General features: G+C 43.6%; 23 protein-coding genes. 18 read left to right on the top strand and 5 right to left on the bottom strand.

The window, feature by feature from the left end:
- The first annotated feature begins 39 nt into the window (after nucleotides 1–39).
- The 6 genes from purM to ablB all read left to right on the top strand — a co-directional run bounded on the left by purM (nucleotide 40) and on the right by ablB (nucleotide 5660).
- A complete protein-coding gene (gene purM / locus V6Z54_RS04135) occupies nucleotides 40–1080 on the top strand; it encodes a phosphoribosylformylglycinamidine cyclo-ligase (RefSeq protein ID WP_047202803.1) in 1041 nt (346 codons plus the stop codon).
- Complete coding sequence (purN, locus tag V6Z54_RS04130) at nucleotides 1077–1646, top strand: phosphoribosylglycinamide formyltransferase (RefSeq protein ID WP_338527736.1); 570 nt, start codon at nucleotides 1077–1079, stop codon at nucleotides 1644–1646. Before purM ends, purN begins: the two co-directional genes overlap by 4 nt.
- Nucleotides 1647–1661: 15 nt before the next feature.
- Nucleotides 1662–3200 carry a bifunctional phosphoribosylaminoimidazolecarboxamide formyltransferase/IMP cyclohydrolase gene (gene purH / locus V6Z54_RS04125; RefSeq protein ID WP_024426697.1) on the top strand — a complete coding sequence of 513 codons (1539 nt, stop codon included), beginning with the start codon at nucleotides 1662–1664 and terminating at the stop codon, nucleotides 3198–3200.
- A 12-nt stretch (nucleotides 3201–3212) separates the two neighbouring features.
- Nucleotides 3213–4487, top strand: a complete 1275-nt coding sequence (purD, locus tag V6Z54_RS04120; protein WP_338527735.1) for a phosphoribosylamine--glycine ligase — start codon at nucleotides 3213–3215, stop codon at nucleotides 4485–4487.
- Between the two features lie 111 nt (nucleotides 4488–4598).
- Nucleotides 4599–4793 (top strand): hypothetical protein, encoded by a 195-nt coding sequence (locus tag V6Z54_RS04115; protein WP_041087085.1) that lies wholly within the window; start codon nucleotides 4599–4601, stop codon nucleotides 4791–4793.
- Between the two features lie 21 nt (nucleotides 4794–4814).
- On the top strand, nucleotides 4815–5660 hold the full coding sequence (ablB, locus tag V6Z54_RS04110) for a putative beta-lysine N-acetyltransferase (RefSeq protein ID WP_338527734.1): 846 nt from the start codon (nucleotides 4815–4817) through the stop codon (nucleotides 5658–5660).
- On the opposite strand, the gene V6Z54_RS04105 is transcribed toward ablB, so the two are convergent.
- Nucleotides 5655–7313 (bottom strand): PucR family transcriptional regulator ligand-binding domain-containing protein, encoded by a 1659-nt coding sequence (locus V6Z54_RS04105; RefSeq protein WP_338527733.1) that lies wholly within the window; start codon nucleotides 7311–7313, stop codon nucleotides 5655–5657. The two genes, ablB and V6Z54_RS04105, sit on opposite strands and share 6 nt — an antisense overlap.
- A gap of 191 nt (nucleotides 7314–7504) precedes the next feature.
- Between V6Z54_RS04105 and V6Z54_RS04100 the strand changes: the two genes are divergently transcribed.
- The 4 genes from V6Z54_RS04100 to V6Z54_RS04085 are packed head-to-tail and all read left to right on the top strand — an operon-like array spanning nucleotide 7505 to nucleotide 11489.
- Nucleotides 7505–8869: an aspartate aminotransferase family protein gene (locus V6Z54_RS04100; protein WP_305960692.1), complete on the top strand. Its 1365-nt coding sequence runs from the start codon at nucleotides 7505–7507 to the stop codon at nucleotides 8867–8869.
- A gap of 12 nt (nucleotides 8870–8881) precedes the next feature.
- On the top strand, nucleotides 8882–9568 hold the full coding sequence (locus tag V6Z54_RS04095; protein ID WP_073979908.1) for a CoA transferase subunit A: 687 nt from the start codon (nucleotides 8882–8884) through the stop codon (nucleotides 9566–9568).
- Entirely contained in the window at nucleotides 9544–10209 is a 666-nt protein-coding gene (locus tag V6Z54_RS04090) for a 3-oxoacid CoA-transferase subunit B (RefSeq protein ID WP_338527732.1), read from the top strand. Before V6Z54_RS04095 ends, V6Z54_RS04090 begins: the two co-directional genes overlap by 25 nt.
- Before the next feature lie 14 nt (nucleotides 10210–10223).
- Nucleotides 10224–11489: a peptidase gene (locus tag V6Z54_RS04085; protein WP_338527731.1), complete on the top strand. Its 1266-nt coding sequence runs from the start codon at nucleotides 10224–10226 to the stop codon at nucleotides 11487–11489.
- A 31-nt stretch (nucleotides 11490–11520) separates the two neighbouring features.
- On the opposite strand, the gene V6Z54_RS04080 is transcribed toward V6Z54_RS04085, so the two are convergent.
- Nucleotides 11521–11742 (bottom strand): DUF2892 domain-containing protein, encoded by a 222-nt coding sequence (locus V6Z54_RS04080; RefSeq protein ID WP_024424522.1) that lies wholly within the window; start codon nucleotides 11740–11742, stop codon nucleotides 11521–11523.
- Between the two features lie 125 nt (nucleotides 11743–11867).
- Here V6Z54_RS04080 and V6Z54_RS04075 point away from each other — a divergent pair, with 125 nt between their 5' ends.
- Nucleotides 11868–13610 (top strand): adenine deaminase C-terminal domain-containing protein, encoded by a 1743-nt coding sequence (locus tag V6Z54_RS04075; RefSeq protein ID WP_041087099.1) that lies wholly within the window; start codon nucleotides 11868–11870, stop codon nucleotides 13608–13610.
- A gap of 561 nt (nucleotides 13611–14171) precedes the next feature.
- Nucleotides 14172–14486 (top strand): YerC/YecD family TrpR-related protein, encoded by a 315-nt coding sequence (locus tag V6Z54_RS04070; RefSeq protein ID WP_024424524.1) that lies wholly within the window; start codon nucleotides 14172–14174, stop codon nucleotides 14484–14486.
- Between the two features lie 241 nt (nucleotides 14487–14727).
- Here the strand turns inward: V6Z54_RS04070 and V6Z54_RS04065 are convergent, their stop codons facing one another.
- Complete coding sequence (locus V6Z54_RS04065; RefSeq protein ID WP_041087101.1) at nucleotides 14728–16308, bottom strand: FMN-binding glutamate synthase family protein; 1581 nt, start codon at nucleotides 16306–16308, stop codon at nucleotides 14728–14730.
- A gap of 139 nt (nucleotides 16309–16447) precedes the next feature.
- Here V6Z54_RS04065 and V6Z54_RS04060 point away from each other — a divergent pair, with 139 nt between their 5' ends.
- Nucleotides 16448–16678 (top strand): hypothetical protein, encoded by a 231-nt coding sequence (locus tag V6Z54_RS04060; RefSeq protein WP_041087103.1) that lies wholly within the window; start codon nucleotides 16448–16450, stop codon nucleotides 16676–16678.
- Between the two features lie 25 nt (nucleotides 16679–16703).
- On the opposite strand, the gene V6Z54_RS04055 is transcribed toward V6Z54_RS04060, so the two are convergent.
- Nucleotides 16704–17069 (bottom strand): DUF2283 domain-containing protein, encoded by a 366-nt coding sequence (locus V6Z54_RS04055; protein WP_041087105.1) that lies wholly within the window; start codon nucleotides 17067–17069, stop codon nucleotides 16704–16706.
- 274 nt (nucleotides 17070–17343) lie between these two features.
- Between V6Z54_RS04055 and V6Z54_RS04050 the strand changes: the two genes are divergently transcribed.
- The 5 genes from V6Z54_RS04050 (at nucleotide 17344) to V6Z54_RS04030 (ending at nucleotide 24715) form a co-directional block, all read left to right on the top strand.
- Nucleotides 17344–18036 (top strand): heptaprenylglyceryl phosphate synthase, encoded by a 693-nt coding sequence (locus V6Z54_RS04050; protein ID WP_041087107.1) that lies wholly within the window; start codon nucleotides 17344–17346, stop codon nucleotides 18034–18036.
- Between the two features lie 57 nt (nucleotides 18037–18093).
- Nucleotides 18094–20316: a DNA helicase PcrA gene (gene pcrA, locus V6Z54_RS04045; RefSeq protein ID WP_024426683.1), complete on the top strand. Its 2223-nt coding sequence runs from the start codon at nucleotides 18094–18096 to the stop codon at nucleotides 20314–20316.
- Between the two features lie 44 nt (nucleotides 20317–20360).
- On the top strand, nucleotides 20361–22367 hold the full coding sequence (gene ligA, locus V6Z54_RS04040; protein WP_058837834.1) for an NAD-dependent DNA ligase LigA: 2007 nt from the start codon (nucleotides 20361–20363) through the stop codon (nucleotides 22365–22367).
- Between the two features lie 42 nt (nucleotides 22368–22409).
- Nucleotides 22410–23579 (top strand): CamS family sex pheromone protein, encoded by a 1170-nt coding sequence (locus tag V6Z54_RS04035; RefSeq protein WP_231120231.1) that lies wholly within the window; start codon nucleotides 22410–22412, stop codon nucleotides 23577–23579.
- Nucleotides 23580–23707: 128 nt separating this feature from the next.
- On the top strand, nucleotides 23708–24715 hold the full coding sequence (locus V6Z54_RS04030) for a phosphotransferase (RefSeq protein ID WP_338527730.1): 1008 nt from the start codon (nucleotides 23708–23710) through the stop codon (nucleotides 24713–24715).
- A 44-nt stretch (nucleotides 24716–24759) separates the two neighbouring features.
- Here the strand turns inward: V6Z54_RS04030 and V6Z54_RS04025 are convergent, their stop codons facing one another.
- Complete coding sequence (locus V6Z54_RS04025; RefSeq protein WP_169510856.1) at nucleotides 24760–25458, bottom strand: MgtC/SapB family protein; 699 nt, start codon at nucleotides 25456–25458, stop codon at nucleotides 24760–24762.
- Between the last annotated feature and the right edge of the window lie 122 nt (nucleotides 25459–25580).

The following is a 25580-nucleotide window of genomic DNA, read 5'->3' as shown; positions in this document are numbered from 1 at the left end:
AAATAAATGGAAGAGAAGCAGTTAAAAGGAGTGAATGGGATGTCAGAAGCATATAAAAACGCCGGTGTCGACATCGAAGCAGGATACGAAGCCGTCAAACGAATGAAAACACACGTAGAACGTACAAAAAGAGCAGGCGTCATGGGTGCTCTAGGTGGATTTGGCGGTATGTTTGATTTATCTGAGCTGCCATACAAAAAGCCCGTTCTTGTCTCAGGAACAGATGGTGTCGGAACAAAATTAAAGCTTGCCTTTTTAATGGATCAACACGATACGATCGGCGTCGATGCCGTGGCAATGTGTGTCAACGATGTGCTTGCACAAGGGGCAGAACCGCTCTTTTTCTTAGATTACTTAGCAGTCGGAAAAGCAGATCCTTTGAAAATTGAATCCATTGTCAAAGGTGTGGCTGACGGCTGTGAGCAGTCTGGTTCAGCGCTTGTCGGCGGAGAAACAGCAGAAATGCCGGGTCTTTATACAGAAGATGAATATGATATTGCTGGTTTTTCAGTAGGCGTCGTTGAAAAGGATGAAATCGTGACAGGAGAGAGCATCAAAGAAGGACACTTGCTGATTGGACTCAGCTCAAGCGGAATTCATAGCAATGGGTACTCTCTCGTTCGTAAAGTATTGCTTGAAGACGCTGGTCTTGACCTTCATCAAACGTATGAACCTTTTACAAGACCGCTTGGAGAAGAGCTTCTTGAACCGACCAAAATTTATGTAAAGCCTGTTCTTAAACAAGTGAAAGCCGGTAAGGTTGACGGTATGGCACATGTGACAGGCGGCGGTTTTATTGAAAATTTACCACGTATGCTACCTGAAGGGCTTGGCATTGAGATTGATAACGGTTCATGGCCAGTGCCGCCAATTTTCTCCTTTATTCAAGAAAAAGGACAGTTAAAGGCAGAAGAAATGTTCAACGTGTTTAATATGGGCATTGGTTTTGTCTTAGCCGTAAAAGAAGATGACCTTGTCGAAGTGATTAGAGGACTTGAAGAAGACGGAGAGAAAGCTTTTCTCATCGGCCGTGTTCAAAAAGGAGAAGGTGTCACATTCGGCGGTGGAAGCCTCTCATGAAGAAGTTTGCGATCTTCGCCTCTGGAAGCGGGACGAATTTTCAAGCCATTATTGATACATTAAAAAAGGAACAGTGGCAGGCAGAGGCCGCCATTGTGATTTGTGATAAACCGGGGGCAAAGGTGCTGGAGCGTGCTGAGATAGAGGGCATTCCCTCCTTTGCATTTACCCCGAAGGCTTTTCCGAATAAAGCCGCTTTTGAACAAACGATCATTGAACAGCTTAGGCTGCATGAAGTGGAATGGGTTTTCCTTGCTGGGTATATGAGACTGATTGGTCCGACATTACTTGAAGCATTCAGAGGGAAAATTGTTAATATCCATCCGTCTTTGCTGCCAGCCTTCCCAGGGCTTGATGCTATTGGCCAAGCCTATCAAGCAGGCGTCAAAGTGGCAGGCATCACTGTCCATTTTGTCGATGAAGGCATGGATACAGGTCCAATCATTGACCAAGCGTCGATTTACATTGAACAAGGGGAAGAGCTTGAATCGATTGAAAAAAGAATGCATGAACTAGAACACACACTATATCCAAAAGTGATCAAATCACTTTTAGAATTATCTTAATGAGGTGACGAAGGCATGACGATCAAACGCGCATTAATCAGTGTTTCCGATAAAACGAATCTTGTACCTTTTGTGAAAGAATTAACAGAACTTGGTGTTGAAGTGATTTCAACTGGAGGTACACACAAGCTTCTTCAAGAGAACGGTATTGATGTCATTGGGATTTCAGAAGTCACTGGATTCCCTGAAATCATGGATGGACGACTCAAAACTCTTCACCCGAACATTCATGGTGGACTTTTAGCAGTGAGAGAAAACGATGAGCATATGGCACAGATTGAAAAGCATGGCATTCAGCCGATTGATCTTGTTGTCGTGAATCTCTATCCATTCAAAGAGACGATCTCAAAAGACGATGTGACATATGAAGAAGCGATTGAAAACATTGATATTGGCGGACCGGGAATGCTTCGTGCAGCATCAAAAAACCACCAAGACGTCACAGTGATTGTCGATCCTCGTGATTATGATACAGTCATTCAGCAAATCAAAGAAGGCGGCGTGTCACTAGAGAAAAAGCGTGAGCTCGCTGCAAAGGTATTCCGCCATACGGCTGCTTACGATGCTCTGATTGCAGATTACTTAACAAACTTTGTCGGCGAAACAGAGCCAGAACAGTTCACTGTCACGTTTGAGAAAAAACAATCCCTTCGTTACGGAGAAAACCCGCACCAAGCGGCGACTTTCTATGAAAATGCTCTTCCAGCGAAAGGTTCGTTGGCTACTGCAAAGCAATTACATGGAAAAGAGCTTTCCTATAACAATATTAAAGATGCAGATGCAGCTCTCCAAATTGTACGAGAATTCACGGAGCCGGCAGCTGTTGCTGTGAAGCATATGAACCCGTGCGGCGTTGGTACAGGAGAGACGATTGCAGAAGCATTTGACCGAGCGTTCAAGGCAGACGAAACTTCTATTTTTGGCGGCATTGTGGCACTTAACCGTGAAGTAGATAAACAAACGGCTGACGTACTGCATACGATTTTCTTAGAAATTGTCATCGCTCCTTCGTTCAGCCAAGAAGCACTTGACGTGTTAACGGCGAAAAAGAACCTTCGTCTATTAACATTAGATGTAGAAGCGGATCTCGGGAAAAAAGAAAAACAGCTGACAAGTGTCCATGGCGGATTGCTTGTTCAGGATATTGATACGTATGGCTTAGAGGAAGCAACGATCTCTATTCCAACGAAAAGAGAACCAACAGAAGACGAATGGAAAGACTTAAAACTTGCTTGGAAAGTTGTCAAGCATGTGAAATCAAATGCCATTGTTCTTGCGAAAGATCAAATGACAGCAGGGATCGGTGCTGGTCAAATGAACCGTGTTGGCTCAGCGAACATTGCGATTGAGCAAGCAGGTGAAAAGGCAAAAGGAAGCGCACTAGGCTCTGATGCGTTCTTCCCAATGGGCGATACAGTGGAAGCTGCTGCAAAGGCAGGCGTCACAGCGATCATTCAGCCAGGCGGATCTATTCGTGATGAAGAATCGATTCAAAAGGCAGATGAATACGGCATCGCCATGGTCTTCACTGGCGTTAGACATTTCAAACATTAAGGGGATGACAGAGTGAACGTACTAATTATCGGCAGAGGCGGAAGAGAGCATACCATCGCATGGAAAGTGAATCAAAGTGAACTTGTCAGCCAAGTATTTGTCGCACCCGGCAATGATGGAATGACAGATGCTGCGAAGCTTGTACCAATCGACGAAGGCGATCATGAGGCATTAATTCGTTTTGCAAAAGAAAACGAAATCGGCTTAACCATTGTCGGCCCAGAGGTTCCTTTAATTGCTGGTGTGGTGGATGCATTTGAAGAAGCAGGTCTAAAAGTATTTGGACCGAATGCAAAAGCTGCGGTCATTGAAGGCTCAAAGGAATTTGCAAAAGACTTAATGAAAAATTACCATATCCCGACAGCCGCCTATGCTGCCTTTACATCGTTTGAAGAAGCAAAGACATATGTGGAAGAAAAGGGTGCGCCGATTGTCATTAAAGCAGACGGGCTCGCTGCAGGAAAAGGCGTGACAGTGGCTATGACACTTGAAGAGGCGATCGACTGTCTGCATGATTTCTTAGAGGATGAAAAGTTTGGCGATGCAAGTGCATCTGTCGTCATCGAAGAATTTTTAACAGGCGAAGAATTTTCACTCATGGCCTTTGTCAACGGAGAAAAGGTGTACCCGATGGTGATTGCGCAGGATCATAAACGGGCCTTTGAAGATGACAAAGGGCCGAATACAGGCGGAATGGGCGCTTATTCACCAGTTCCGCAAATTTCAGATGAAGTGGTTCAGAAAGCGGTGGAGGACGTCGTCAAACCGGCAGCTCGCGCGATGGTGCAGGAAGGGCGTCCATTTACAGGCATTTTATATGCAGGCTTAATGCTGACACCAGAAGGCTCAAAGGTGATTGAATTCAATGCACGCTTTGGCGACCCTGAAACGCAGGTGGTTCTCCCTCGACTACAATCAGATCTAGTTCAAGTATTTCTCGATATTCTTGATGGAAAAGATGTGGACTTACAGTGGAAAGACACTGCGGCTGTCAGTGTGGTTCTTGCATCAGAAGGATACCCAGAAGACTATGCAAAAGGCACACCAATTGGTACCTTGCAAACGACTGTCTCTGATGTCGTGACCTTCCACGCAGGAACAAAAAAAGAAAACAATCAATTCGTCACAAATGGCGGCCGTGTAGCGAATGTAACCGCATTTGACGACACATTTGAAGCGGCAAGATCAAGAGTGTATGAAGCGGTTGAAGAAATCATACAGCCAGGTTTATTTTATCGCCGTGACATCGGTGCCCGTGCGCTGAAGGCTGCGGGGAAAAACGTTTAATCAAAACACCTTTCTATCTGACGAGATGGAAAGGTGTTTTTTGTTCATGAGAAGGGATGATGCTCGAATATGAAGAAGTAATATGGGATGACGAATTTATGAGGAGGCAGCATGGTCATTCAAGGAATCATTCTATTTGCCATCGTATTATTTATTTTATTTATACTGTTCTCAAATCTCATCATGTATGAAGCGAGAAAGCAAAACAAAGCCAAAAAAGGCTCAGCCATTAGGTATATGATCATGTCGATTTTTTCTGATATCGTCATTGTTTCATGTTCCATTTGGATTTTTTTTATTAGCTGATTTATAAGAGAGGATGAGTATATGGTGCAATTGAAGGAACTTGCGAACGAGCGTTTTTCTGCCTCGATCTGTATTGATTCATTTAATGAGCGAATCCGTTTGGATGACTATAGCGGCAGGGTGCGGGATGTGATTCAGTCGGTTCTTCAGGAAGCGGCGGACTGTAAGGCTTCTAAGGTCATTGTGAAAGTCAGGCGTGAGCATATGCCTCTTTTTTTAGAAAAAGGCTTTCGGCTTGAAGGTGTTTTTTCTCATTATTTTCTTGGAAGTGATGCGTACGGCATGTCGCTCTTTCTGACGGAGAGTCGAATGAACAGCCCGTATTGGCTGAAGGAAGATGAAATTGTTACGTCTATTCAAGAAAAGCCTCTCAAAAAAGATCAAGGCACGTGGCAGGATGAGTATGTGATGAGGAAAGCGGATACGCAGGATATTCACAAGCTGGCAAAGCTCTATGATACCGTCTTTGAAACATATCCCACGCCAATGAACGAGCCAGATTACATTCAAAAGGTGATGGAGGAAGGGACGGTTTTTTATGCCGTTGAACATGACGGGCATATTGTGAGTGCAGCATCCGCTGAAATCAATGCGCCGTATGGTCATGCGGAATTAACAGATTGTGCAACCCTTCCATCATATAGAAAGCTAGGATTCATGCATCATTTGATTCTAGCACTCGAAAAGGAACTTCAATCCATGCACATTTATGTCTTTTATTCTCTCGCACGTGCACTGTCCTATGGAATGAATCAAGTGTTTTATCAGCTCGGTTATACGTATACCGGGCGCTTCCAAAATAATTGCTATATTTTTGACAAAATTGAAGATATGAATCTATGGGTCAAAACGCCGAATGAATCATGAAATGGTTCTCATCTGATCAAGCAGACCAGATAGGCGGTACGCCATGATACTGAGCTGCAGCTTCATCCGATCATCCGTGGATTTGAGGCTGCAGCCTGTTCTCGTTTCAATTTGTTTCAGCCGGTAGCTTAATGTATGTCTGTGAATAAACAATTCTCCCGCAGATTTTTGAATATTTTCATTGTGGGCCAAATACACTTCGAGTGTATGGATCAGGTCTGCTCCCTGTTTTTTCGTATAAAGCAAAGGACTTAACAGCTCCACGTAAAAGTCATGCAAATTCATACCCGCTTCATTCATTTCAAGAAGCATCCCGTATAAGCCGAGCTTCTGATAATGAATGATGCATTCGTCTGTCTTTAAAAGCGGAAGAAGCCTTGCTGCATACTGTGCTTCCTTCGCGCTTTTTGCAAAGAGACCGATCTGGTCATAGGCTCTCCCAATGCCAATCACGATCGGATGGACGGGAAAAAAATAAGACCAAGTGCTCCGGCACTCTTCTGCTGCGCGATACCACTCCGTTTCTTGAAACGCTTTTTTTCCTGCGGGGGTAAGAACAAAAATGGAATCAAGCCTTGTCTTAAGTAAAAAAGGAATATGTCTCCGTTCAAATATCGACGTGAGCAATTGAGATAGGCGCTGCATCATTTGGTGATCGAGCTGAGTGTGCTGATGCTGAAATTGAAAGTAGATGACCACCTGCTCATCGCTCATATCATATTGCAGCTTTGTTGCTTGCTCGATGACATAGCTTTCTTCTGTGTATTGCTGCTGCAAAATATCATCTAACAAATGACCTTGCATTTGGTTTTCTGTATCTTGAATGGCTTTTTGCTTCAGCCATTCAATCGCATACACGGCTCCGGCATGCTCGATGGCGATTGCGTCGAGATGGTGCCACGTTTCTTTTTTCTTTAAAGCCACAATAAACCCAAAAATATCGCCCATTGCAATGACGGGGCACGCAGCCAGCACAAACGCACCGCACGTGTCATAGACGAGCCGCCCTTTCTCCTCAGCCTGCTTGAGAAGAGGTGTCGTTTCAATTGGTTCGTGATCTGTTTGAAAGCCAAATGCAGGAGAATAAATTACTTCGTCTGTTTCGAGGTGAGCAGCTGTTTGATGTAAAAAAACATCAAGCACAACGATGTTTGCCGAAGTGAGATGTGCCAGCTCATCTGTAATTTGTGTGACATTTTTATTGCTGACATTTAAATGAGTCAGTCTTTGGTGAATGGCTGAAGAATATTTAAGCTGATGAAGCTGGCTGCTGACGATTTGCTCTAGGACGGCTTTTGTAATGTCTGAAAAGTTGACATGTGAAGGAATCTCTATGAGTGGAATGCCGCTTTTTTTGGCCGCTTCGATCAGTGATGCAGGAATTTCCGCTAAGTACACGCCTTTATAAATCGCAATGGCTGATAGACGATGAGATTCAATCAGCTCCTCAAGCCGAGTGCGCCTTTCCCTATTGTCTGCAAGCCCAAAACCGGTTGTGACAAGCAGCTCTCCTTCTGAAAGCCTTGAAGTATCTTCGATAATTTCCACGATGGTCACCCACTGAATGAGGCGATCCAGTCCATTTTCTCCAGCAAGCAGCTTTGTTTCCTTCATGATATCGAGCGAGAGTGCATCTTTGACGAGAATCGCCATAGACTCATGACCTCCTTTTGAACACTCTTATACACAATGTATAAAAAATACGTGTGAAATTCGGGCATGTGGCGAATGGAGGATGACTGCCCTCTTGATTAAGCTAATCTTATAACAAGTATACAAAATTTTCTTGCGATTCATGAAAAAAGAAAGATGCAGCTGCTGACGAGAGAGGGAGGAATAACAAAGTGGAGACCCGGGATTACTTAATCAAACCAATGTTGAATCAGCATTATCCTGTGGCTGTGAAAGGAGAGGGGATTTATTTATATGATCGGGACGGGAAAAAATATTTAGACGGCTCATCTGGTGCTGTCACGGCAAGTATTGGACATGGCATACGAGACATCATTGATGCCATGACAGAGCAAGCGGAAAAGGTGAGCTTTACGTACAGATCACAATTCACAAATGAACCAGCTGAAGAACTTGCCTATGAATTGAGTACGCTCTGCCCAGGGAACCTAAACTGGTCTTTTTTTGTCGGAAGCGGATCAGAGGCAACAGAGACCGCCATGAAAATTGCCATTCAGCATTGGCAGGAGCAGGGGAAGGCAGAGAAGAATCACATTATCTCAAGATGGATGAGTTATCACGGCATCACACTTGGTGCGCTGTCGATGTCAGGACATATTGCAAGGAGAGAGCGCTTTGAACCACTGCTCGAAAAACACCCGGTGCTGTCTCCGCCATACAGCTACCGTTCATGGCTGCCAAAGGAAGAAAGCAAGCAGGTCGAATGGTATGTACAGGAATTTAAAACCGTCATTCAGCGTATAGGAAAAGAGAGAATTGCGGCTTTTATTGCAGAGCCGATTGTTGGAGCAGCGGGCGCGGCACTTGTACCGCCAGATGGATATTTTGAGGCGATGAAGCGAGTTTGTGAGGAAAACGATATTTTAATGATTGCAGATGAAGTCATGACAGGCTTTGGACGAACTGGGAAAATGTTTGCCATGGAACATTGGGGCGTCGTACCAGATATTATGGTGCTCGGAAAAGGCATGAGCGCCGGCTATTCACCGATTGCGGCAGCTGTCTCAGCGGATCATGTGATTGCACCGATTCTCAGCGGTTCGGGCTCTGTGATGGCAGGCCACACATATAGCGGCAATCCGCTTTCAGCAGCCGTCTCACTGGCTGTCATTCGATATATGAAAAAACACCAGCTTTCTGAACGGGCTGATTTGTCTGGCCGATATTTAATGAATGCTTTAAAGGATTTGCAATCAAAACATTCCATCATAGGAGATGTGAGAGGAAAGGGATTGCTCATTGGCATTGAGTTTGTCGCAGACCGATTATCGAAAACACCATTTCCTGCCCATGCTCAAATGACGCATTTAGTTGTGGAGACGGCCAAGCAACATGGTTTGCTTGTTTACCCAGCAAGCGCTGGAGAGGATGGCGTAGGAGGTGCAGCAGTCATGATCGCACCGCCGCTTTCCATCACGCAGCAGGAGATGGATGAACTGATTCATTTATTCGGGCAGACAATGACACAGGTCGAACAAGAAGTCATCAATCGAGGGTTTTTCCCATCTGCCATGTAGGGAGGAAAGAGGATGAACAAAACAGCGAGTCTTAATGAAGTGATCACACATTTTAAGGACGGGATGACCATCATGTTTGGCGGGTTTGGCGGTGTAGGGTCACCGCCATCATTGATCGATGCCATCCTAGAAGCCAATATCAAAGACCTGACATTGATCGGAAACGATGCAGGCTTCCCACAAATCGGTGTTGGCAGGCTGATCACAGAAGGAAGAGTGAAGAAAATCATTGCTTCACATATTGGCTCTAATCCAATTGCCGGGCAGAAAATGCAGGCGGGTACACTAGACGTTCTTTTTTACCCGCAGGGCATCCTAGCGGAAAAGATCAGGGCAGGCGGAATGGGTTTAGCGGGCATTGTGACAGATGTCGGTATGGATAGCCTCAATCTTGATGAGAAACAATTGGTTCCGCTAGATGGAAAGAAGTATATTCTTGAGCCTGCGCTGACTGCGGATATTGCGATTGTGAATGCCCTCAAAGCAGATGAAGCAGGGAACCTGATTTTTGATAAAAGTGCACGGAATACAAACCCGATTGTGGCGATGGCAGGAGACTGGACCATTGCAGAAGTAGAAGAGATTGTGCCTGTGGGCAGGCTTCATCCAGAGGAAATTGTGACGCCAGGAGTATTTGTGAACCAGATCGTGCAATCAAAAGGAGTGAACTGGACATGGGCATGGGAGACATCGATTTAAGACACCGCATAGCCAAACGTGCGGCACAGGAAATTGAAGATGGGATGATCGTTAATCTAGGGATTGGCATCCCAACCCTTGCAGCTGAATACATCCCAGCACATTACGAGGTGTGGCTGCATGCAGAAAACGGCATTATGGGAGCAGGCGCTTCACCAGCACGAGGGGAAGAGGATCCGAATTTGTGCAATGCCGGAGGTTTCCCTATTACGTTAACAAAAGGCGGCTCATATATGGACAGCACAACCGCTTTTGGCATCATTCGCAAAGGGATGCTGGATATGACGATTTTAGGTGCACTAGAAGTCAGTAGTCAGGGGGATCTTGCGAATTGGATTGTACCAGGTAAACGAGTACCGGGTATGGGCGGAGCGATTGAACTCGCGCAAAAAGCGAAAAAGGTAGTGGTCGTGATGAGCCACCTTGATAAACACGGACAATCTAAGATAAAAGCCGCCTGCACGCTGCCTTTAACAGCTAAGTCTTGTGTGGATTTGATTATTACAGATATGGCAGTCATTGAGGTCAAATCACAGCTGCTCATTTTGCGTGAAGTCATGCCGCCGTTTCAGCCGGAAGATATCATGAGGGCGACAGAGGCGCCGCTCATTTTAGCGCCTGATGTCAAATCTGTTGTGTAGAAAGGATGACCGACTTGCAGCCAACCACACGTATCAGAAACTGGATGAAAGAGCATAAGGAGGAAGCCGTGACGCTTCTTCAGCAAATGGTGCAATGTGACAGCACACAAGGAAATGAGCAAGAGGTACAGCAAATCGTAGCAAATAAACTTTCTGCCATTGGCTTTGATGTGGACGTATGGGACATTGGCGGAGATGACTTGCTGAACCATCCGTATTTTTATTCCCCGAGGCGTTCTTTTAAAGGAAGTCCTAATGTCGCCGGACGATTGAAAGGAAAAGGCGGCGGCAAATCTATTTTATTAAATGGGCATGTGGATGTTGTCCCAGCAGGAGATCACAAACAATGGACATATCCGCCTTACAGCGGGCATATCATAAACGGGAGACTTTATGGACGCGGGGCAACAGATATGAAAGGTGGAAACGTTTCTTTACTCTTTGCACTTGAGGCACTGCATGCACTTCAGATTCCGCTGAAGGGAGATGTCGTGTTTCATAGTGTTGTTGAAGAAGAGAGCGGCGGTGCAGGCACCCTTGCAGCCATACTGAGAGGATATACAGCAGATGCAGCCATCATCCCAGAGCCAAGTCATATGAAAATCTTTCCGATTCAGCAAGGATCTAAATGGTTCAGACTGCATATTAAAGGAAGGGCTGCTCATGGCGGAACAAGATATCACGGCGTTTCTGCTATTGAAAAGAGTACGATTGTCCTTTCACATATAGCGGCACTAGAAGAAGAAAGAAATCAGCGAATCACGGAGCCGCTGTTTCAGCATATCCCAATTCCGATTCCGATCAATATTGGGAAAATTCAAGGCGGTGATTGGCCATCCTCTGTAGCAGACCTTGTCACAATGGAAGGCAGGCTCGGGGTGATGCCGGGTGAGACAGTAGAACAGGCAGAAAAGGAACTAGAAAATTGGATGGCAGGACTCGGAGAAAAAGATGAATGGTTCCAAGAGCAGCCTGTTGAGGTCGAATGGTTTGGTGCAAGATGGCTTCCGGGTTCAATCGATACGGATCATCCGCTTTTAGGTTTATTGAAGGAACAATATGAAGCGGTCATGAAGCAGCCGCCGAAGATCGAAGCCGCCCCTTGGGGAACTGACGGCGGATTACTGTCACAGGCAGCAGGTATTCCCATTATCGTGTTTGGACCTGGAACAACAGAGCTTGCCCATTTTCCGAATGAATCTATCGACATTGAGCATGTGATAGAAGCAGCAGAAATTATTGCAGGGACAATGGTCGAATGGTGTGAAGCAGCGGAATGAGATGAAAATGAACATAAAAAAGAAGGCTGCCTTACTCAGCCTTCTCTTTATGTGTGTCCTGCTGCTCACACATATATGTCACTGGACAAAAACGAAGAATGCCAGATCCTAGTTTCATACCGCCAAACATGATGCCCAAAAGCAGCATTTTACTCCATGGTTTTCTAGCATATAAGGATCCAGCTACAGTACATATTGTCATTCCGCAGGCAATTCTAATGAGCGCTTCCATTAAGCCGAGATTAGGTTTCATTGAAGGTGAATCTCCTTTTTTAAATTATTTTAAGTGTGATTTCAAGAAATTGTAACGTTTCATTAATGCGTAACGTGGTTCGTTATGTTACGATAGGGCTAATACAAATGAAGGAGAGTATGTGAATGTCCGAACGTACTTTTAATTGGAGAAATAATGACATCCGCACACAAATCGATGTAGTCGACTCAAAAATAGTTCCAACACTCCTTTTAACGAATGGACTCGTGCTTAACCCGTTTTTGAAGCAATGGGTGAAGGCAAATATTTGGATACATGATGATCGAATTGTTTATGTCGGAGCAGAGCTTCCTCAAAATAAATCAGCTAAACGTGTGATTGATTGTGAAGGGAAATACATTGTGCCTGGGTATATAGAGCCTCACGCGCACCCGTTCCATATTTATAATCCCCAATCACTTGCAGAATATGTGTCTCAATTTGGCACAACAACAATGGTCAGCGATAACTTATTTCTTCTTTTGCAAAGCAATGAAAAGAAAGCGCTTTCCACTCTATGTGAATTAAAAAAGCAGCCATTTCAGTATTTCTGGTGGTCCAGATACGATCTTCAAACGGAAGTCAGATATGAAGATGAGATGCTGCCTGTCAACTACCGGAAGGAATGGATTGATCATCCTGACGTCCTTCAAGGCGGCGAATTAACAAGCTGGCCAAGATTGATGGACGGTGATGATCTCATTTTATATTGCATGCAAGAAACGAAGAAGCAGAGAAAACGAATTGAAGGGCATTTTCCCGGTGCTTCTGAGAAAACGCTAACAAAAATGAAGCTGTTTGGCGCAGACAGTGATCATGAAGCGATGAATGCGGACGATGTGTTAAAACGCCTGTCCCTTGGCTATCATGTTTCATTGCGGCATTCTTCCATCCGTCCAGATTTAGTGAACATTTTAAGAGAACTGCATGAGCGTGATTTTAGACACTATGACCACTTTTTCTATACAACAGATGGTGCTGCTCCTCACTTTTATGAGGAAGGCATGATTAACCGCTTGATTTCGATTGCCCTTGAAGAAGGCGTGCCGATCATTGATGCGTATAATATGGCGACATTTAACATTGCAAAATACCATCAAATTGATGACTTATTAGGCGTTGTCGGTCCTGGACGGCTGGCTTCTTTGAATATTTTAGATGATCCAATGAACCCAAATCCTGAAACAGTCATATCTAAAGGGGTTATCCTCAAATTAGATGGCGAGAACCAGCATCAATTCCAAGAAACAAAATGGGAAAATGGCGGGCTTCTTCCATTAGATTTGGGGTATGATCTGACGATGAGTGATTTGCAATTCTCTATGCCGCTAGGTGTGAAGATGAGAAATGCCGTCATCATGGAGCCTTATACAGTGGAAATTGATAACTCAATCAACCAGCTGTCATGTGATCATGATCAAAGCTTCTTTAGCCTGATTGACCGAAAAGGCGAGTGGCGTGTGAATACGATGCTAAAAGGATTCGCAAACAAAGTGCAAGGCTTTGTCAGCTCATTTTCGCTCACGGGTGACATTTTAGTAATCGGGAAAAATAAAGACGATATGATGCTGGCACATAAGCGGATGAAAGAAATTGGCGGGGGAATCGTCCTCACAGAGAACGGGAAAATACTGCATGAAATCCCGCTGCAATTATCAGGCTGTGCATCGGCTGAACCATTTGAGACTGTTCTTCAGCAGGAACAAACATTACGCGAGCTGCTCATTGAGCGCGGCTATCCATTTGACTGCCCAATTGATACACTTGTCTTTTTCCAAAGTACACATTTGCCGTATATTCGAGTGACACCAAGAGGAATATTTGATGTCATGAAAAAAACTGTACTCTTTCCGTCTATAATGCGTTAAAATATAACAGAGTGGAGCTGTATCATCTTTGCCGCATTTCTGAATGCTGTTATAGGGCAGAAGTGAGCTATGGTTCTCTTCACTGCCATGTAAGTGATCATGATCTTATGTGGAGCTGTTGACAAAGCAGAGGGCTTTGACATGACGAATGAAGTACTCTAATTGTAAAATGATTCTGTCGGTTACGCTGACCGGCCAGCATATTTTGAATGATCGAGCAAGGCGGGGCGCATATTTGTGGGTCTCGCTGAGCTTTTCGCAAAGTCTATATATTAGGGCAGAAGACCTAACCAAGCAGAAGTCATCTTTATACAGGAAGCAAACAAGTTTGTCAGATTGTCATACAAGGAAAATGACAGAACTTGTCGAATTTGTTTACGATAAAGAAGCTTCGGCTTACGAAAGAACCTGACGGCATTTTCAGCGTAGAACCAAACCTGTCATGATCTGTTCAAAGCTCATTGCTGAGGTTTTAAAAAAATTAGTCAGGAAAGATACCGCTTTCTTAGAAGAAGATCGTGCGAAGCGGTGTGGCAATAGTAAAGGAGAAGATGTATTAAGATGCAAATTGATAAATTAAGGGGCAAAAGCTTAGATCAGTTATTCAACTCCATCTTATCCCTTAAAGACCTGGAAGAATGTTATCGATTCTTTGATGATTTGTGTACCATCAATGAAATCCAATCTTTATCACAGCGTCTTGAAGTAGCACGTATGCTTCGCGAGGGAAACACGTATCATAAAATTGAGACGGAAACAGGTGCAAGCACTGCAACTATCTCACGTGTCAAACGCTGCTTGAACTACGGCAACGATGCCTATACGATGGCACTTGACCGCGTAGCCGAACAGCAGGAAAATAACGAAACAAAATAAAGCAGCTTTCACTGTAAACAATCCTTTTCACGAAAAATGGACTTGTTTGCAGTTTTTTTATTAAAAGCGGGCAGGGACTGATAAATGGTCCCTGTTTTTTTACTTTAGCTCGCCCATAAACCATCTTTCTCCCTCATAGGAGATGCTATCTTCGTTTGAGATGATTTTCTTAAACTCTACTGTTTGCTAACTTTATACGAAAATGTCAATAAAAAAAGGCGCGTTTCCGCACCTTTTCAAGCTAGACAGATGGCTGTGTGCCTGAGAACATCGGCACTTCGCTTGTTTCACCATTCTCCTGTCTAAAAATAATATGTTTTTCATTAAAATGAATAGGCGATTCTATTCCCGCAGCTGCGGATAAGTTAAATAAACCTTCTCTAAGAGACAGGATATAATTGCACACTCGGTATTTTTTTTCTTCAATCGATAAACCCTTTTGCAGCTTTGGATCAGTTGTGGCGACCCCGACTGGACATTTATTCGTGTGGCAGACTTGGGCGCGAATGCATCCGACTGAAAACATGAGACCTCTAGCAATATTCACAAAGTCAGCTCCCATTGAAAGGGCAATCGCAATTTTATCAGGTGAGAGAAGCTTGCCAGAAGCAAAGAGCTTCACCTGATCTCTGACACCGTATTCTTTCAAAATTTGATGAACCATAGGGAGTGCCGTGAAAATTGGCAGCCCTGCGGAATCCGCCAATTCATGAAAGGACGCCCCTGTACCGCCTTCTCCGCCATCGACTGTAATGAAATCAGGGTGTTTGCCGCTTTTTTTCATATAGCTGGCAAGCTCTTCAATATTTTCTTTATGTCCGACAACAAGTTTGATTCCAACTGGCTTTCCGCCTATACTCCGCAGCTCCTCAATGAAATCAAACATGTCAGGAATGGAGTGGAACATCTCAAAGCGGTTTGGGCTGTCTATGGATTGGTGAGGCGGCAATTTACGGATATTCGCAATTTCTTCCGTTACTTTTTCGCCGTCAATATGACCACCGCGTGTTTTTGCTCCTTGTGCCAGCTTGAGTTCAAAGGCTTTGACTTCCTCGTGTTCGCTTTTTTTCTTGAATTCTTCAAAAGAAAATGCGCCATCCTCTGTTCTAACGCCAAATAAACCGGGCCCAATCTGACAAATGATATCTGCGCCGCCTTTGAGGTGATAAGGAGAAAGACCGCCTTCACCTGTGTTCATCCACGTACCGCCGGCCATTTTTAATCCTGAGGATAGAGCTGTAATGGCCCTGTCGCCTAAGGAGCCATAGCTCATAGCGGATTGGCCGATCAGTCCTTTCACATGGAAAGGCTTTTGACATGTGTGTTCGCCAATGACTTGTACATCCTCTTGATGGAGAAAGTAAGGATTTGCTTCAACTTCTTTGAAATGTTCACTTCTTCGCAGTAAATTGTCTTGATCAATTTGATACACTTTTGTTTTGATTTTTTCAGATTGATCGATTCGTAGTTCATCTCGCTGCTTTGGAAACAGGACGTTTCGAATGTAATAGCCTGGCTTGTCAAAATCACGTTTTGATCCAAAGCCCATTGTCCGGCTTTTGTACTTTCCTGACATGACCGCCTGCTCGTATTCTCTTCTTGAGAAGGGCAGCTCCTCTCGGTCATTCAGAAACAGATATTGGCGAAGCTCAGGTCCTATTTTTTCAAAGATAAACCGCAGCTTTCCAATGACCGGATAATTTCGTAGAACTGAATGTTCTTCTTGTTTTTCATCCCTCATCCAAATCCAGATCAATAGAATGATTGGGATGATCAAAAAAATGATTAGCAATGTGCCGATGATCATTAAGGTTGTGGTCATGAAGATCCCCTCTTTTCTCTTTCATTGCTGTTGTTATTCCACTTTTCATAAAAAGAGAAACCACATCAACATATTGTGACGTTTAGAAATGAAAAGGCGGGGTAACTTACAAATAAGATCATAAGGGGAGGGAACATACATGAATAAGCGTCCAAATACGTATGTACTTGCAGGATTAGGGGTTGGAGGAGCTGTGTTATTAGCGGTAAAAAATAAACAGCATCTGAAAAAATGGGCAAGCATGTTCCGGTCAGATGAAAAGGTTCCTGAAAAAGCCGGCCACCCAGATCCATTAGATATCCAAGACAACAAGATGGTCGACGAAGGGGCCATGACATCCGTCCATTATTTTAATGAAGCGAGACAATAGTTTGAAAAAAAACCGTTTTGAAAGATCAAAACGGTTTTTTTCTTGTGATGTTATATCGAAGAGGATCGACAATGGTAAAACCGATCAGCCCATTGTGATCAGATGTCGAGAATTGGAATTCAACGCCTGACAGATGATAGGTTGAGAGAACTTCCTGATCCGTCAAACGTAAAGAAAGATGATCCTCATAAACCGGAGCGTTCCGCAGCACTTCGGATTCTTCTGCAAATAACTCCAATCCAGCCACTCGGTCCTCTTTGTCGATATCTACATTGATACATTCATTGACATCTAATTCAATGGTTTCTTTGATTTTCAAACGCTCCGATTGCGGGGTGATATAGATGTATCCGATATCTATACTTTGTTCATATGTAATCGTTCTTTTCAAAAGAGTCACCTCTTTTCAATAGATCTTTTTTAAATCTATAGTAAAATATTCCTTTATTGTATAATAGCATGTGACAAAGTGCCAAAATATCAACCTCTTTCAGCTCCTCTCCAAGTCGATTTTTTCATCTATTCTCCAGCCATTTTATCTAAAGTCACAATCGCTCATTTTCAAAAGAATGAAACTTTTAGCTGAAGGAGGTTACCCATTTTTTGCGGTCACTGATTTTGTTATAATATTTAAATGGAATGAAACGAATGGAGGAACGTTTTTCATGTATGATGTTACCGAGTGGAAGCATGTCTTTAAACTCGATCCAAATAAAGAAATTTCCGATGAACAGCTAGAAGCGATTTGCGAATCTGGGACGGATGCCATATTAATTGGCGGAAGTGATCATGTGACAGAGGACAACGTGCTTCAATTGATGTCAAAGGTCCGCCGCTTTCTAGTGCCATGTGTGCTCGAAATCTCCACACATGAGATGATTGTGCCGGGCTTTGATCTGTATTTCATCCCGACTGTCTTAAACAGTACTCACCCTGACTGGATTGTTGGGCTTCATAAGGACGCGATGAAGGAATTCGGTGATTTGATGTCAATGGAAGAGATTGTGCCTGAAGGCTATGTCATCTTAAATGAAGATTGTAAAGCGGCCAAGCTCACAGAGGCAAATACAGCGCTGGATATCGATGACGTCAGGGCATATGCAAGAGTGGCAGAGCATTTGATGAGGCTGCCCATTTTTTATCTGGAATACAGCGGAACGCTTGGAGACATAGAGCTTGTCAAAGAAACAAAAGCAGTGCTTGATGAAACAGTTCTTTTTTATGGCGGTGGCATCGAGAATGCTGAGCAGGCAAAAGACTTCTCCCAGCATGCAGACGTCGTGGTTGTAGGAAACGTCATTTATGACAATTTCAAAGAAGCATTAAAGACAGTGGATGCAGTCAAAAAGTCATCATAGTCAAATTAGACGAAACGGGTTAAAATAGAACATAAGTTCGAATTGGCGGTGAATGGAATGAATGAAATATCGAATCATCTATTAGAAGGCCTGAATGACGCACAGAAAGAAGCAGTCAAAGCAACAGACGGTCCTTTATTGTTGATGGCAGGAGCAGGAAGCGGGAAGACACGGGTGCTCACACATCGAATAGCCTACTTAATGGCAGAAAAGCATGTGGCTCCGTGGAACATTTTAGCGATTACATTTACAAATAAAGCAGCACGTGAAATGCGTGAACGTGTCCAGGCTATTTTAGGGCCTGGCGCAGATGACATCTGGATTTCTACGTTCCACAGCATGTGTGTCCGTATTTTAAGACGCGATATTGACCGCATTGGTGTGAATCGCAATTTCTCTATTTTAGACACATCTGACCAGCTTTCAGTCATTAAAAACATTTTAAAAGAACGGAATATCGACCCTAAAAAGTTCGATCCACGCAGCATTTTAGGATCGATCAGCAGTGCAAAAAACGAACTCATTGACGCAGAGGAATACGCCAAAACAGCCGGTGATTTCTATGATCAAGTGGTCAGCGATGTCTATACAGATTATCAAAAGCGTTTACTCAAAAACCAATCACTCGACTTTGATGATTTAATTATGATGACGATTCGTCTATTTGAGCGCATCCCTGAAGTGTTAGAGCACTATCAGCGGAAATTCCAATACATTCATGTGGATGAGTATCAAGATACGAACAGAGCGCAGTACATGCTTGTGAAACTGCTCGCTCAGCGTTTTCAAAATATATGTGTTGTCGGTGACTCTGACCAGTCTATTTATCGCTGGCGCGGAGCGGATATTACAAACATTCTCTCCTTTGAAAAAGATTATCCATCCAGTGAAGTGATTCTGCTTGAGCAAAATTACAGATCGACGAAACGCATTTTGCATGCCGCAAATACGGTGATTCAAAACAATGCAAACCGGAAGCCGAAAAATCTTTGGACAGAAAATGATGAAGGGGCGAAGATTGCCTATTACCGTGCAGATAATGAATTCGGTGAGGGACAATTTGTCGCAGGAAAGATTCGTCAGCTGCATCAAAGCGGAAAGCGCAAATTATCCGATTTTGCGATCCTTTACCGAACAAATGCTCAGTCTCGTGTCATAGAGGAAACGTTAATGAAAGCCAACATTCAATACAACATTGTCGGCGGCACGAAGTTCTATGACAGAAAAGAGATCAAGGACATTTTGGCATACTTACGCCTAGTGGCAAACCCAGATGACGATATTAGTTTTGCACGAATTGTCAACGTACCAAAGCGCGGAATCGGTGCGACATCTGTTGATAAAATTGCAGCATATGCGGAGATGAATGACCTGTCTATGTTTGAAGCACTTGGTCAGGTGGATTTCATTGGACTGAGTGCACGAGCAGCCAATGCACTTGATGAGTTCAAACAGCTCATCGATCAAATGACGAACATGCAGGATTATTTATCTGTCACAGAATTAACAGAAGAAATTTTAGAGAAAACAGGCTATCGTGAAGCGCTGAAGCTCGAAAAAACGATTGAAGCACAAAGCCGCTTAGAAAATATTGACGAGTTTCTATCCGTCACGAAGAACTTTGAAGAACAAAATGAAGACAAGTCACTTGTGACCTTCCTGACAGATCTCGCCCTCGTCGCAGACATTGATAAGCTGGATGAAAATGAAGAAGAAGATCAGGATGCTGTCATCTTAATGACACTTCACGCCGCAAAAGGTTTGGAATTCCCTGTTGTTTTCTTAATGGGAATGGAGGAGGGTGTCTTCCCGCACAGCCGTTCATTAATGGAAGATGCAGAGATGGAAGAAGAGCGCCGCCTCGCTTATGTAGGCATCACACGGGCTGAAGAAGAGCTTTATTTATCAAGTGCGAAAATGAGAACACTTTTCGGCCGAACGAACATGAACCTTGAATCAAGATTCATTCGAGAAATACCAGCCGATTTATTGGACAACCTAAATGAGAAAAAAGAAACAAAAACACCGTTTGGCCAAACAAGAGAAAGACCGCAAAGACGGGGACCTGTCTCACGTCCGCAAACACAAACCATTCAAAACACAGGCGGCGGCAGTATTGGCTGGGCTGTGGGCGATAAAGCGGCCCATAAAAAATGGGGCGTTGGTACGGTTGTGAGTGTGAAAGGCAGCGGAGACAGCACAGAGCTTGATATTGCGTTCCCAAGCCCTACAGGCATTAAGCGTCTTCTAGCAGCATTTGCACCAATCGAGAAGCAATAAACTGATAGGACTGACAAAACGGATGAATTGAAAGGAAGAAGCAGATGGATAAAGAAGCAGCGAAACGCCGGATCGAGGAACTGCACCAGATTTTGAATCAATACAACTACGAATATCATACACTTGATCGTCCAAGTGTTCCTGACGCTGAATATGATGCGCGGATGCGTGAGCTGATCTCTTTGGAGGAAGAGCACCCTGACTTAAAAGCAGCAGATTCTCCATCACAAAGAGTAGGCGGCGCTGTTTTAGACGCCTTTCAAAAAGTGCGTCACGGCACACCAATGCTCAGCCTTGGGAATGCGTTTAATGAACAGGACCTTCTTGATTTTGACCGCCGGGTTCGTCAAGCAGTCGGTGACGATATCGCATACAATGTCGAGCTGAAAATTGATGGACTCGCTGTTTCTCTCCGTTATGAAAATGGCGTGTTTGTCCGAGGAGCGACGCGCGGCGATGGAACAACGGGTGAGGATATTACTGAAAATCTCAAAACGATTCGTTCCATCCCGCTTAAAATCAAACGCCCTCTGTCGATTGAAGTGAGAGGCGAGGCATTTATGCCAAAACCTTCTTTTGAAGCATTAAATGAAAAAAGAATACAAAACGAAGAAGAGCCGTTTGCAAACCCGCGTAATGCGGCTGCAGGTTCACTTCGTCAGCTTGATACGAAAATTGCAGCGAAACGAAACCTTGATATATTCGTCTACAGTATAGCGGAGCTTGATGAAATTGGTGTTGAAACGCAAAGCGCAGGACTTGATTTTCTCGACGAACTTGGCTTTAAAACCAACAAAGAAAGACGGATGTGCCAAACGATCGAAGAAGTCATCGACCTCATTGAAACATTAAAAATAAAGCGTGCCGATTTTTCATATGAAATCGATGGAATTGTCATTAAAGTCGATTCACTGGCTCAGCAGGAAGAGCTCGGCTTCACAGCAAAAAGCCCGCGCTGGGCAGTTGCGTACAAGTTTCCAGCTGAAGAGGTCGTAACGAAGCTGCTTGATATTGAACTAAGTGTCGGACGTACAGGCGTGATTACACCAACAGCGATTCTTGAGCCTGTCAAAGTAGCAGGGACGACAGTGCAGCGTGCATCTCTTCATAATGAAGATTTGATCAAAGAAAAGGATATTCGCTATTTTGATCAAGTGATTGTGAAAAAAGCCGGGGATATTATTCCTGAAGTCGCAGGTGTCCTTGTTGATCAGCGGACAGGGGAAGAAAAGCCGTTTCACATGCCAACTGAATGTCCAGAGTGTCATAGTGAGCTGGTGCGAATCGAAGGCGAAGTGGCCTTGCGATGCATCAATCCAGAATGTCCTGCCCAAATACGTGAGGGACTCATTCACTTCGTTTCCCGTAATGCGATGAATATTGATGGACTTGGCGAGCGGGTCATTACACAGCTCTTCAAGGAACAGCTCGTTTCTCGTGTGTCCGACCTTTATCGATTAACGAAAGAAGAGCTCATTCAGCTTGAACGAATGGGCGAAAAATCTGTCGACAATTTACTGCGTTCAATTGAACAATCGAAAGAAAACTCTCTTGAGCGTTTACTATTTGGACTCGGTATTCGATTTATTGGTTCAAAAGCGGCAAAGACCTTGGCAATGCATTTCGAAAACATCGATCAATTAAAGCAAGCGACGAAAGAACAATTACTTGAAGTCGACGAAATTGGTGAAAAAATGGCTGATGCCGTCGTCACGTACTTTGAGAAAGAAGAAATACTTGATCTGCTGAACGAATTAAAAGAGCTCGGAGTCAATATGACCTACACAGGGCCAAAGCCGGTAAAAGCAGAAGAAAGTGATTCCTACTTTGCAGGAAAAACCATTGTGCTGACAGGAAAATTAGAAGAAATGGCTCGAAACGATGCAAAAGCAGCGATCGAAGCATTAGGCGGAAAGCTGGCAGGCAGTGTGAGTAAAAAAACAGACCTAGTCATTGCCGGAGAAGCAGCGGGAAGTAAGCTGACAAAGGCAGAAGAACTCAATATTGAAATTTGGGACGAAGCTAAAATGCTCGAGGAGCTAAAGAAATAAGAGGAGTGTTTTCTATTGAAAAAGTTGTTATTGCTGCTGACAATGCTCACACTGGTATTGTCAGCGTGTGCACCTTTTGGGGGAAAGGAAGAGGAAGAGGTCACACAAAAAACGGATGAAACGAAGGAAACAAAGGAAACAGCCATCATCCCGATGTACAATATCTCAGACTCCTATTACAAAATGGTGCTGCCGTTTAAACAAGGAGCTGCTAGAGGTCTAACGGCGGAGCGTCTCAATACACGCTTGGACATTGATGAATTTGAAACAGGACTCATGCGCCTTGCAACAGAGTCATTTAATACAAACGACTATCTATTCCAAGAAGGACAGCATTTAGATGAGGACACTGTTCTCAGCTGGCTGGCGCGCAAAAAAACAGGCAGTGATCTGAAAAAGGCAGAAAAAGAAGATAAAGACTTTAAGAATCTAGGCTTAAATCCTGCTCTTCCAAACTCGGGTTCAACAAAGTCTAAAAATGAAAATAGTCCAATTTACTTAGCTTCAATGCTAGAGCATAATTACTTAATTCGAAAAGACAAAAACAGCTTACAGCTTGGCGGAGTTGTCATTGGTCTTGCGCTAAACTCTGTTTATTATTACCGTGAAAAGATCGGTGACCCGCAGCAAGAGGTGACCATCGATTCATCGAAAAATTCAAAGAAACTTTTGGCAGAGGGTGAAAAAATCGCTGAACAAGTGGTCAAGCGCATTCGTCAAATGGACGGACTGCAAAAAGTGCCTGTCATGATTGCCCTTTATAAGCAAGCACCAAAATCATCTATCGTTCCAGGTAACTTTATCGCCAAAACAGATGTGAAAGCAGGCTCCGCTGATATCGGAAATTGGGATACAATCAAAGAGGAGAATGTATTCTTCCCTTCAGATAGTGCGAAAAGCAGCTACAAAGATGATTCAGAGCGATTTGACCGCTTCAAGACAAAGGTCGAAGACTACTTCCCGAATTACACTGGTGTTGTAGGAAAAGGTTTTTATAAGAACGGCAACCTGCAAAAAATGAAAATCGAAATTCCAATGCAGTTCTATGGAAAAACGGAAGTCGTAGCCTTCACACAATATTTAACCGGAGAAGTCATGGATTACTACAAGAGTACCAATATTGAAATCAACATCACATCTTCTGATCAACAAGAAGCCTTGATCACAAAAAGTGCTGAGGACAAAGAACCGACTGTTCATATATATGACTAAATAAGAGGAATTTCCAGACTCTTGTCAAAGTATTAGTATAAATCAAGAAGAAAGGCTGGTATGTTGATGCTCGTATAATGCTGATTACCGTCAAGAACATTTAAAAAGACGATAAAAGGAGAATCAGCATGCATAAAGAAGTAAAAGCACGATACGATGAACAGAAAGTCTTAAAGAAAGCGGCTCACTTGTATGACTTTCAGCTTGACCAAGTGACATTTCTAGCCGATGCAGAAAATTATGTGTATGAATATAAGGCAATGAATGGGGAGAATTATATATTAAAAATCACCCATACCATTCGTCGCTCACCCACATATATTTTAGGAGAAATGGACTGGCTTCGATTCCTGTCTCATCATGGTATTTCCGTAGCAAAGCCGATTTCATCAGCAAGAGGAAAAGACGTTGAAACCATTCCTGATCAAGCCGGAGGCGCATTTTTACTCCGTGTGTATGAAAAAGCACCGGGGAGAAAAGTGAATGAAGGAGATTGGAATGGGAAGCTGTTTGAAGCGTTAGGGTCCTATACAGGACGAATGCATCAAATAACAAAACAATATCAAGTAAAAGATCCTCTTTATAAGCGTCAAGAGTGGTATGAAGAGGAGCAATTAAAGCTTGAACAATATATCCCTTCTGATCAAACGGTTGTTTTGCGAAGAAAAGATGAACTAATGCAAAAGCTTCACCAGCTCCGAATTTCGAAGGATGTGTATGGGCTGGTGCATGCCGATTTGCATCACGGGAACTTTCATTATCATCAAGGAGAGATTATCGCATTCGATTTTGATGATATTGGATATCACTGGTTTATCAATGATATTAGTATTTTGCTATACAATGTTCTTTGGTATCCAGTGATTCCATATGATGATAAAGCTGAATTTACGGCAGAATTTATGAGTCATTTTCTAAAAGGCTATCGACAGGAGAATGAGCTTGATGACGCGTGGCTGGCAACAATCCCTGATTTTCTCATGCTGCGTCATATGCTGATTTATGGGCTTTTACATCAAGCATTTGATCTCCAAACATTGACTTCTGACGAAAAAGCCATGCTGTCATGTTTTCGAAAGGAAATTGAGCAAAAAACACCCATTACTCCTTTTGACTTTCAACAGCTGGCACGATAGAAGAAACCCCTTGCTGTGTTAAACAGCAAGGGGTTTTTTTATGACTACACCGTATCACACTTCACGCCAACGACGCCTTCTAGATCTTTAATATCAAAGTACACATCGGTTGTATAGCGGTCTTTATGCACACGTACGCGTACTTCCATGATTGGATAGTCTTTTTCTTTTAAATCATCAATTCGTACAGAATGAATGCGGATATTGAGGGCTTTCATTTCTTTTAAAATATCGGTCATGCGGTTTCTGTCAGAAAGAGACATTCTGATGCGGATTTCTTTTTCCTGCAGGCGAATCGGTCCGATCCGCTGGAAGAGCCATGGCAGGAATTCGACACTAATCAGAATAAAGAAAAGGCTGAGGAAGGCTTCTTTATAAAATCCTGCACCGGTTGCAACCCCAAGTCCTGCTGCTCCCCAGATCATCGCAGAAGTCGTGAGACCTGAGATGACATCATTGCTTTTTCGAAGAATCACACCTGCTCCAATAAAACCAACACCAGATATAATTTGCGCCGGTAACCTGAGTGGGTCCATTTGAAGCTTAGAGACTCGAGGGAAATTGTAGGCTGCATCAATGCTGATGATGGTTAAGACGCAGGAGCTGACAGCAATGACAATACACGTTTTTAAGCCGAGGGGCTTTTTCTTCAACTCTCGTTCAAGCCCGATAATCAGCCCGATTAAGGTGGCCACGGCTAATTTTAAGACTGTATCCCATTCAATTGTCCAAAACATGCGTATCGCTCCTTTCACTTCATGTACGTTTCACAACATGTATATGATCTTCTCACAGCCCATATGGCTGCACAACTCTTATTTTATTCAGTTTCTGAAGAAAGAAAAGCTTTTTATTTTATTTAAAA

The organism is Bacillus sp. MAG717A (assembly GCF_036884855.1).
Taxonomy (GTDB): Bacteria; Bacillota; Bacilli; order Bacillales; family Bacillaceae; genus Bacillus; species Bacillus safensis.
Note: the sequence above shows the minus strand (reverse complement) of the source record. Positions and strands in the feature narration are given on the sequence as shown.

Excerpts from the sequence above, each read along its gene's own strand:
- V6Z54_RS04030 (WP_338527730.1), top strand. The coding sequence starts at position 23,708 with ATGCATAAAGAAGTAAAAGCACGATACGATGAACAGAAAGTCTTAAAG.
- V6Z54_RS04060 (WP_041087103.1), top strand. The coding sequence starts at position 16,448 with ATGAATAAGCGTCCAAATACGTATGTACTTGCAGGATTAGGGGTTGGA.
- ligA (WP_058837834.1), top strand. The coding sequence starts at position 20,361 with ATGGATAAAGAAGCAGCGAAACGCCGGATCGAGGAACTGCACCAGATT.
- V6Z54_RS04090 (WP_338527732.1), top strand. The coding sequence starts at position 9,544 with ATGGGCATGGGAGACATCGATTTAAGACACCGCATAGCCAAACGTGCG.
- purN (WP_338527736.1), top strand. The coding sequence starts at position 1,077 with ATGAAGAAGTTTGCGATCTTCGCCTCTGGAAGCGGGACGAATTTTCAA.
- V6Z54_RS04080 (WP_024424522.1), bottom strand. The coding sequence starts at position 11,742 with ATGAAACCTAATCTCGGCTTAATGGAAGCGCTCATTAGAATTGCCTGC.
- V6Z54_RS04095 (WP_073979908.1), top strand. The coding sequence starts at position 8,882 with ATGAACAAAACAGCGAGTCTTAATGAAGTGATCACACATTTTAAGGAC.
- V6Z54_RS04035 (WP_231120231.1), top strand. The coding sequence starts at position 22,410 with ATGCTCACACTGGTATTGTCAGCGTGTGCACCTTTTGGGGGAAAGGAA.
- V6Z54_RS04105 (WP_338527733.1), bottom strand. The coding sequence starts at position 7,313 with ATGGCGATTCTCGTCAAAGATGCACTCTCGCTCGATATCATGAAGGAA.
- ablB (WP_338527734.1), top strand. The coding sequence starts at position 4,815 with ATGGTGCAATTGAAGGAACTTGCGAACGAGCGTTTTTCTGCCTCGATC.
- pcrA (WP_024426683.1), top strand. The coding sequence starts at position 18,094 with ATGAATGAAATATCGAATCATCTATTAGAAGGCCTGAATGACGCACAG.
- V6Z54_RS04050 (WP_041087107.1), top strand. The coding sequence starts at position 17,344 with ATGTATGATGTTACCGAGTGGAAGCATGTCTTTAAACTCGATCCAAAT.
- purH (WP_024426697.1), top strand. The coding sequence starts at position 1,662 with ATGACGATCAAACGCGCATTAATCAGTGTTTCCGATAAAACGAATCTT.
- purM (WP_047202803.1), top strand. The coding sequence starts at position 40 with ATGTCAGAAGCATATAAAAACGCCGGTGTCGACATCGAAGCAGGATAC.
- V6Z54_RS04070 (WP_024424524.1), top strand. The coding sequence starts at position 14,172 with ATGCAAATTGATAAATTAAGGGGCAAAAGCTTAGATCAGTTATTCAAC.
- V6Z54_RS04065 (WP_041087101.1), bottom strand. The coding sequence starts at position 16,308 with ATGACCACAACCTTAATGATCATCGGCACATTGCTAATCATTTTTTTG.
- V6Z54_RS04075 (WP_041087099.1), top strand. The coding sequence starts at position 11,868 with ATGTCCGAACGTACTTTTAATTGGAGAAATAATGACATCCGCACACAA.
- V6Z54_RS04115 (WP_041087085.1), top strand. The coding sequence starts at position 4,599 with ATGGTCATTCAAGGAATCATTCTATTTGCCATCGTATTATTTATTTTA.